Source organism: Nonomuraea sp. NPDC049784, assembly GCF_040659615.1.
Taxonomy (GTDB): Bacteria; Actinomycetota; Actinomycetes; order Streptosporangiales; family Streptosporangiaceae; genus Nonomuraea.
In genome coordinates, this window is the sequence record NZ_JBFAMX010000498.1 from 1 (window position 1) to 7,669 (window position 7,669).

Annotated in this window: 11 protein-coding genes; 6 read left to right on the forward strand and 5 right to left on the reverse strand. The window is 71.1% G+C overall.

Annotation, left to right across the window (positions count from 1 at the left end; genetic code table 11):
* A partial coding sequence (locus AB0J09_RS49385; RefSeq protein WP_360707884.1) for a helix-turn-helix domain-containing protein occupies positions 1-369 on the reverse strand: 369 nt, incomplete at its 3' end.
* An 88-nt stretch (positions 370-457) separates the two neighbouring features.
* Between AB0J09_RS49385 and AB0J09_RS49390 the strand changes: the two genes are divergently transcribed.
* Positions 458-1,444 carry an NADP-dependent oxidoreductase gene (locus tag AB0J09_RS49390; RefSeq protein ID WP_360707859.1) on the forward strand — a complete coding sequence of 329 codons (987 nt, stop codon included), beginning with the start codon at positions 458-460 and terminating at the stop codon, positions 1,442-1,444.
* On the opposite strand, the gene purU is transcribed toward AB0J09_RS49390, so the two are convergent.
* A complete protein-coding gene (gene purU, locus AB0J09_RS49395; RefSeq protein WP_360707862.1) occupies positions 1,441-2,295 on the reverse strand; it encodes a formyltetrahydrofolate deformylase in 855 nt (284 codons plus the stop codon). The two genes, AB0J09_RS49390 and purU, sit on opposite strands and share 4 nt — an antisense overlap.
* Positions 2,296-2,515: 220 nt before the next feature.
* On the opposite strand from purU, the gene AB0J09_RS49400 reads away from it, so the two are divergent.
* Complete coding sequence (locus AB0J09_RS49400) at positions 2,516-2,665, forward strand: hypothetical protein (protein ID WP_360707864.1); 150 nt, start codon at positions 2,516-2,518, stop codon at positions 2,663-2,665.
* A 39-nt stretch (positions 2,666-2,704) separates the two neighbouring features.
* On the opposite strand, the gene AB0J09_RS49405 is transcribed toward AB0J09_RS49400, so the two are convergent.
* The gene (locus AB0J09_RS49405) at positions 2,705-3,592 is read right to left on the reverse strand and encodes an LLM class F420-dependent oxidoreductase (protein WP_360707867.1); all 888 of its coding nucleotides are present in this window, start codon (positions 3,590-3,592) and stop codon (positions 2,705-2,707) included.
* A gap of 33 nt (positions 3,593-3,625) precedes the next feature.
* Between AB0J09_RS49405 and AB0J09_RS49410 the strand changes: the two genes are divergently transcribed.
* The 3 genes from AB0J09_RS49410 to AB0J09_RS49420 all read left to right on the forward strand — a co-directional run bounded on the left by AB0J09_RS49410 (position 3,626) and on the right by AB0J09_RS49420 (position 5,589).
* Positions 3,626-3,997 (forward strand): ArsR family transcriptional regulator, encoded by a 372-nt coding sequence (locus tag AB0J09_RS49410; RefSeq protein WP_360707870.1) that lies wholly within the window; start codon positions 3,626-3,628, stop codon positions 3,995-3,997.
* A 10-nt stretch (positions 3,998-4,007) separates the two neighbouring features.
* Positions 4,008-4,520 carry an NUDIX domain-containing protein gene (locus AB0J09_RS49415; protein ID WP_360707873.1) on the forward strand — a complete coding sequence of 171 codons (513 nt, stop codon included), beginning with the start codon at positions 4,008-4,010 and terminating at the stop codon, positions 4,518-4,520.
* Positions 4,521-4,659: 139 nt separating this feature from the next.
* Positions 4,660-5,589: an ornithine cyclodeaminase family protein gene (locus AB0J09_RS49420; RefSeq protein ID WP_360707887.1), complete on the forward strand. Its 930-nt coding sequence runs from the start codon at positions 4,660-4,662 to the stop codon at positions 5,587-5,589.
* Position 5,590: 1 nt separating this feature from the next.
* Here AB0J09_RS49420 and AB0J09_RS49425 read toward each other — a convergent pair whose 3' ends face one another.
* Complete coding sequence (locus AB0J09_RS49425; protein ID WP_360707876.1) at positions 5,591-6,400, reverse strand: hypothetical protein; 810 nt, start codon at positions 6,398-6,400, stop codon at positions 5,591-5,593.
* Positions 6,401-6,416: 16 nt separating this feature from the next.
* Positions 6,417-7,034: a helix-turn-helix domain-containing protein gene (locus tag AB0J09_RS49430; RefSeq protein ID WP_360707878.1), complete on the reverse strand. Its 618-nt coding sequence runs from the start codon at positions 7,032-7,034 to the stop codon at positions 6,417-6,419.
* Positions 7,035-7,092: 58 nt separating this feature from the next.
* Between AB0J09_RS49430 and AB0J09_RS49435 the strand changes: the two genes are divergently transcribed.
* Positions 7,093-7,669, forward strand: a 577-nt coding sequence (locus AB0J09_RS49435) for an alcohol dehydrogenase catalytic domain-containing protein (RefSeq protein WP_360707881.1), incomplete at its 3' end; no start/stop codon positions are given.

Here is a 7,669-nt window from a genome sequence, read left to right on the forward strand (position 1 = left end):
GAGCGACTCCGCGACCGCGACCAGCCGCTCGCTCGCGGCCCTGACCTGCGGCTCCTCGCGCATTTCCGCGGTGAACGCCACGCAGAACGACCGCAGCTCGACCCCGGCGGCCATGAAGTCCAGCACCGCCTCACCGGGGTCGGCGCACTCGAACAGGGCCTCACCCCTCGCCACCAGCGCGTCGAGCTGGTCGCTGAGTATCGCGGCCATGAGCTGCTCCTTGGTCGCGAAGTGCCGGAACACCGTGCCCTTGCCGATGCCCGCCCGCGCCGCGATGCGCGCGATCGAGACGTCCATGCCGTGCTCCGCGAACTCGGCCGCCGCCGCGTCCAGCAGCAGCCGCCTGTTACGCACCGCGTCCGCCCGCATGTTCGCCACACCAGGAGCCTACCGTAACCGGACCGCCCGGTCATATTATGCTTAACCTGACCAAGCGGTCCGGTTATCGGAGGTTCCCATGAAGGCACTGGTGGCGAGGGGTTATGGCGGGGCGGAGGTCCTGGAGGTGGCGGACGTGCCGGTCCCGCTGCCGGGCGCCGGCCAGATCCAGGTCAGGATCGCGGCGGCCGGGCTCAACCCGGCCGACCTCAGGATCGTGAGCGGGGCGTTCAAGGACTCGGTCCCGCTGGAGTTCCCACACGTCCTCGGAAGCGACTTCGCCGGTACGGTCACGGCTGTCGGACCGGAGGTCGGACGATTCTCCCCCGGTGATGAAATATTCGGACTCGGCCAGGCGCGGGCGGCCGGGAGCATGGCGAGCCTGGTGTCCTCGCCGCCGTCGTTCACGACGGGCACGATGGCCGAGTACGCGGTCTTCGACGCCGACACGCCCGCCCTCGCGCTCAGGCCAGCCGAGCTCCCCGCCGAGCACGCCGCGAGCCTGCCCGTCACCGCGCTGACCGCCCTCCCGCTGCTCCGCGCCGGGGATTTCGCACGTGGGACGAAGGCACTGGTCATCGGGGCGGCCGGCGGGGTGGGCGGCGCCGTGGTGCCGCTGCTTGCGGCGCAGGGCGTACACGTGATCGCCACCGCGATCCCCTCGGACGAGGGCTACGTCCGCGGGCTTGGCGCCTCTGAGACGATCGACTACCGCTCGGCCGACGTCGCCGCCGAGACTCGGACCCGTCATCCAGACGGCATCGACGCCCTGGTCAACCTGGCCCTCCCGGGAACCGCCCTGCCCGCCTTGGCAACGGTCGTACGCCCGGGAGGCCGGCTGCTGAACATCGCCTTCCCCAGCCCCGACCCGTCGACCGGCTTCGAGACCGTCTACACCAACGCCCGTCCCGGCGACCTGGAGGAGGTGGCCGCCCTCGCCGTGAAAGGCGTCCTGCCCTCCACCGTCACCCGCCGCTACCCGCCGGCCGAGGCGGCGCAGGCGTACTGGGACCTGGAGCACGAGCACGTGAGAGGGAAGCTGCTGGTCACGGCGGTGGATGCCTAGCGCGGGAAGATGATCGTCTTGTGCCCGTCGAGCAGCACCCGCTGCTCGGCGTGCCACTTGACCGCCCTGGCCAGGGTCACGCACTCCACGTCGCGCCCGATCGCCACCAGGTCCTCAGGAGAGTGGCTGTGGTTGACCCTGGCCACCTCCTGCTCGATGATCGGCCCCTCGTCCAGGTCGGAGGTCACGTAGTGTGCCGTGGCGCCGATCAGCTTGACGCCGCGGCTGTAGGCCTGGTGGTACGGCTTGGCGCCCTTGAACGACGGCAGGAACGAGTGGTGGATGTTGATCGCCCGCCCGCTCAGCTTCTCGCACAGCTCCTGCGACAGCACCTGCATGTAGCGGGCCAGCACCACCAGGTCCACCTGGTAGTGCTCCACCAGGGCCAGCACCTCGGCCTCCTGCTTGGCCTTGGCGTCGGGCGTGATCGGCAGGTGGTGGTAGTCGATCCCGTACGACTGCGTGAGCGGGCGCAGGTCGGGATGGTTGGAGACGACCGCGACGATCTCGATGTCCAGAGCCTTCGACCTGACGCGATAGAGCAGGTCGTTCAGGCAGTGGTCGAACTTGCTGACCATGATCAGCACCCGCGGCTTCCTGGCCACGTCGCGCAGCTTGAACTCCATGGCGAAGTCGGGTGCGAGCGCAGCGAAGGCCCCGCTGAGCTCGTCTTCGCTCAGCGGCCCCGCGAACTGCACCCGCATGAAGAAGCGCTGCCCGACCCGGTCCCCGAACTGCTGGCTCTCGATGATGTTGCACCCTTTTCCGGCCAGCAGGCCAGAAACAGCGGCCACCACACCGGGCTGGTCGGGGCAGGACAGGGTCAGGATGTACTCGGCGGAGCTGGTCATGCTTCACTCTCGCAGGCGTCGGGTCGTCGGTCGCCGCTGGGCCGATCTTGGCAGCGTACCGGGCGGGCGGCAATCACAGAGAGTACCCGACTGAGGCTCCGCGGCCGATCGTCCATCATCCACTCGATCCCGGGTAGTTATCGGACATCGCGGGTTCGGGGAGGGGGGCAACCCGGCCCTTGAGGGTTGTCCGCGGGCTGGAATGGAGGCCATCCGGCGGATGTACCAGTACGAGATCTCGCGCATCTTCTCGGGAGAGCTGACGGCGGATGCGATGAAGGAGCGGGAGCTCGTGCGCCGCCTCGAGATCGTCGGGGTGGCCATCGGCAACGCGGCGGACGCCATCGCCGACGGCGCGATGAAACGGTGACGGAGCCGAACGCGCCGGCGCCTGCCGCGTAAGGGCGCGCTAAAGGCCGAGGGGACCCGCCAGGTCGGTCAGCTGGGTCAGGGCGTTGGCGAGGTCGGGAGCCTCCGGGGAGAGAGGCTGGATGGCCACGTGGTTGGCGCCCGCGTCGAGGTGGGCTTGGATGCGCTTGACGATCGCGCCCGCGTCGCCCCAGGCCACGATGGCGTCCGCGAGGCGGTTGCTGCCCCCGTCGGCGAAGTCGTCGTCCGTGAAGCCCAGCGTGCGCAGGTTGTTGAGGTAGTTGGGCAGCTTCAGGTAGTACGCCAGGTGGGCGCGGGCGATCTCGCGGGCGCGGGTGGGGTCGGACTCCAGGACGACCGCCTGCTCGGGGATCAGGAGGCGGTCCGGGCCCAGGATCTGACGGGCCTGGGAGGTGTGCTCCGGCGGGACGAAGTACGTGTGGGCGCCGTCGGCCTTGTCTCTGGAGAGCTCCAGCATCTTGGGCCTCAGGGCGGCCAGGATCGTGGGGGCCGGGGACGGGGGTTTGGGGAGGGCCTGGACAGCCTGGTCCATGCCCTCCAAGTAGGAGCGCATGGCGGTCAGGGGCTTGGTGTAGTCGTGGCCGCGGCCTTTGACCAGGGGGCCGTGGCTGACTCCGATGCCGAGCAGGAAGCGGCCGGGAAAGGCGTCGGCCAGCGCGACCGCGCCGGCCTCCATGGCCATGGCGTCGCGGGCCCAGATGTTGGCGATGCCGGTGCCGACCGCGATGCGCTCTGTGGCCGCCAGAAGGATGGCGGACATGGTGAGCGGCTCCTTGCTGCCGCCGCCCTCGTTGATCCAGAGTGAGCCGTAGCCCAGCTCCTCGATCCGGGCCGCCGCGCGCCGCGCCTCCTCGGCGGGAGCCTTGCTGATCATGGGATGCCACACTCCGACGCGCCCGATTTCCACGGCCGCTCCCCTCGCGTAGGATGTTCGATCGAGATGGAACACTACACCGGTGTTCGACCACAGTCGAACAGGACACGCGGACTGACGCACACGTCCCCGCTCGAGGTCTCGCTGCAGGCCGCCCTCGACGCGCTGGGCGATCCGATCCGCCGCCGTATCGTGCGGGAGCTGGCGGGCGTCCCCGACTGGGCGCGCGCCTGTGGCACGTTCTCCCACCTGCCCGTGGCCAAGTCCACGCTCAGCCACCACTTCTCGGTGTTACGCAACGTGGGGCTGCTCGAGCAGCGCGACGAAGGCTCCCGGCGGCTCAACCGCCTCCGCCGCGACGAGTTCGACGACCGTTTCCCCGGGCTGCTCGCGCTCGTCCTGGACGAGGAGCAACCCGACGACCCCACCGCTGTGTAACGTCTGTCCGGTGAGCACCACAGAAGGGGAAGAGGCCCGGACGGGCAGCAGTGACCGTCCCGCCGCTCGTGTCGTCTGCCTGGATCGCGATGGCAGGGTGCTGCTGATGCACTGGTACGACCCGGTCAGCCGCATGGACGTCTGGGAGCCGCCCGGCGGCGGCATCGACCCTGGCGAGACGGCGCTGGAGGCGGCCAAGCGGGAGCTGGCCGAGGAGACCGGACTGCCGGGATCGGCCGTGCGGGAGCGGTTCGTCGAGGTGGCACGCGACTTCGCGTGGCTCGGGATCCGATACGTGAAGACCGAGCCGTTCTTCCTGGCCACGTTCGACGAGGCCCGGCCGGCGGTGCGCCCGGGGCAGCTCACCGAGGAGGAGCGGGAGGTCTATCGCGGCTACGCGTGGGCCGAGGAATTGCCCGACGGAGTCGAGCCGCCCGAGCTGGCCGAGGTGATCGGGAAACTCACGCGTCAGGCCAGGCGCACCGTGGTGCCCGCCGAGGCGACGGACAGCTCGCCGCCGTAGGACTTCGCTGCCGCCGCAAGCGCGGGCTCGGGCGGCCTGCCCGGCCGCAGGCCAAGACCCCACATCCCCCTAAAACGGCAAAAACACAATAACCTCTAGACGAAGTAGGAAAAATCGGCGAACATCCCCAAGCGTGCTCATGCTCACCCAGTCCGAGATCGAGCGGCTCCTTCCAGCATCCGCATACACCGATCTCATCGAACAGGCCTTCGCATCCTACGCTCGCAGCGAAACCCTTCCCAGCCGCCTGGCCCACCTCGACAGTCCGCCCGGCGAGTTCCACATCAAGGCTGGCGGACTCAACGGCATCGTCGCCGTGAAGATCGGCGCCTGCTTCTACGACCGCCCCGCCACGCTGGGCCTGCCCAGCATCGTCGGCGTCATCGCCCTGTTCGACGGCTCGACCGGCCAGCCTCTGATGTTCCTGGAGTCCGCCACGGTCACCCGGCTGCGCACGGCGGCCGCGAGCGCGGTGGCCGTACGCCACCTGGCGCTCCCCCACGCCTCCACCCTCGCCGTGCTCGGCACCGGCGCCCAGGCGGCCGCCCACATCGCGGCGATCCGCCACGAACGCCCCATCGAACGCGTCATCGTCTGGAGCCGCGACCGGACCAAGGCCGAACGGTTCGCTGCCGGGCAACAGGCGGAAAGTGCTCCAACAGCCCACGACGCGGCGAGCCAGGCGGACATCGTCGTCACCCTGACCCCCGCCACCACCCCGTACCTCGGCATCAAGGACGTGAGACCGGGCGCCCTGGTCGCGGCGGTCGGCTCCGACGCGCCGGAGAAGCGCGAGCTCCACGACAACCTCCTCGCCGGCGCGGCTCTCGTCACGGACGTCACGCACCAGTGCGCCGAGGTCGGCGAACTGCACCACCGCCCGGGCACCCCGGTCAGGGCCGAGCTGGGCGAGATCGTCGCGGGCACGGCGCAGGGCCGCGAGAGCGCCGAGGAGGTCGTCGTCTTCGACTCCACCGGGACCGCGATCCAGGACGCGGCCGCCGCCCAGGCGCTCTACGCGGCCGCGGTCGAGCGCGGCGCGGGCCGCTCGCTCCCGCTGTGGGACTGACTCAGCTCGACGCCCTGTGCGGATGGCCCGGCCCGTCGCGGAAGTGACCGAGCTCGTCCAGCGTCGTCACCAGGAGCTCGCGCAGCAGCGTACCCGCCACCTTCTCGTGCTCGGCCTCCACGGGCACCCCCTTGCCCACCCTCTCCTGGTAGACCTCGCGCTCGCGCACGTCGGTGTACGGCAGGGCGGTCATCCCGACGGCCACCGTGACCCGGGTGCCGCCGCGGGGCAGGACTGCCACGGTATGCGTGCGCAGGCACGTCTCGTCCGGCGCGCCGTACCAGCCGCTCTTGACCCCCGCCCCGGGCGATCGGATGGCCTCCCGGACACCGAACGCCTGCGACGCGCTGACCTTCCGCATCCACCCCAGGATGGTCTCCGCGACGGGGTCGCCCGCGACGGCGGACTGGGCGAGCACCGCGTACGCGGTCGCCACCTCGTCGGCGGCCACCTCGACCGAGCCGAACCGGGAGGGGTCGCCGTTGGGCGGTGACCACGCGACGCCGGTGCGCTGGCGGAGGTCGTCGAGGATTACGCGCGGGCCTACGGCGAGCCACAGGTTGAGCGTGTCGGCGTTGGAGGACACGACCACCGCGGGCTCGGCGTGCCGCCGCCAGCGGTCGGCGTCGGGGATGCGGGCCGCGCTCACCCACGCGTACAGGGGCTTGAGCAAGGACGCGCAGCGCAGCCGCGCCAGCCCCGAGGTGACGCTCACCGTGCGGGCGGGCGGCCCACCATAGCCGCGCCTGATGCCCGCGGCCTGGACGCTGGCGCTGTGATCGAGGTCCTTGAGCAGCTCGTTGAAGCCCACGTTTCTAACCGTAGACCTAAGGAGCGCTCCCCCAACGGCCTTCGTACCACTCTGTACTCGGCGGTTCGCCGGGCAGCTCGGTCGCCCCGGGCGCCCGCAGGCCGTCGAGCGCGATGGTCAGCAGGCGCTCCTTGACGTGCGGATGCTCGCCCCCGGGCGCCGGGCGGCTGAACTGCTCCATCAGCAGCGAGATGTCGAGGGTGGTCACGTCGCTCCTGAGCACGCCGGCCTCACGGGCCCTGGTGACCAGCCGGCCGGCCAGCTCCGTGGACCTCCTCGCCGTGCGCCACATCTCGTCCGTGACTTCGATGGTGCCCGCGACCGGCGCGAGGGCACCCGCCCGGAAACCGACGCACGTGCGTACGTACAGGCACAAACCCTCCCAAGGATCCGGCTCGGCCAGCCCGGCCTCGGCCGCCTCCACCCCACGCTCCATGGCGATCATGCACAGGCGCTGGAGCAGCTCCTCCTTGGTGCGGTAGCGGCGGTAGAGGCTTCCCATGCCCACACCCGCCGCCTTGGCGATGGCCGACACGGGCGCGTCGAACCCCTGCGTCGTGAACACCTCGTGCGCCGCCCGCAACAGCCGCAGATCGTTCCGCGCGGCCTCGGCCTGCCTCCCGCGTGTGCTCATCCCGTAGAGGCTATTAGAATTTCGGAGCGAAACGCTCCGATAGAGGGGAAGGCTGGTCATGCGTGCGGTGGTCCTGAGGCGGTACGGCGGGCCGGAGGCGCTGGTCGTGGAGGAGGTGCCGGACCCGGCTGCCGGCCCTGGACAGGTGCTCGTGGAGGTGTCGGTGGCGGGCATCACGTTCGTGGAGACGCAGGTACGCGCGGACCGGGGACCACGGCGGGCCGAGCTGCCGGCGATCCTGGGCAACGGCGTCGCGGGCACGGTCGTCAAGACGGGCGAGGGCGTGGACGAGGCGCTGCTCGGCGCGCGGGTGGTCAGCACGCTGGGCGGATCTGGCGGCTACGCGGAGCTGGCGGTGGCCGACGCCGCCGACCTGATCCCGATCCCCGACGGGCTGTCGTCCGAGGTCGCGGTGGCACTGCTCGCCGACGGGCGCACCGCCGTGGGCCTCGCGCGGGCCGCCGCTCCGAAGCCCGGTGAGTGGGTGCTGGTGGAGGCGGCGGGCGGCGGCGTGGGGAGCCTGCTGGTGCAGCTCGCCGTCGACGCGGGCCGCCGCGAGGTGGGGGCCGCGCGAGGCGGCGCCACAGCGGCGAGTGCGGCCCGCCGGGGCGCGGTGCGGGCGGGAGAAAACACCG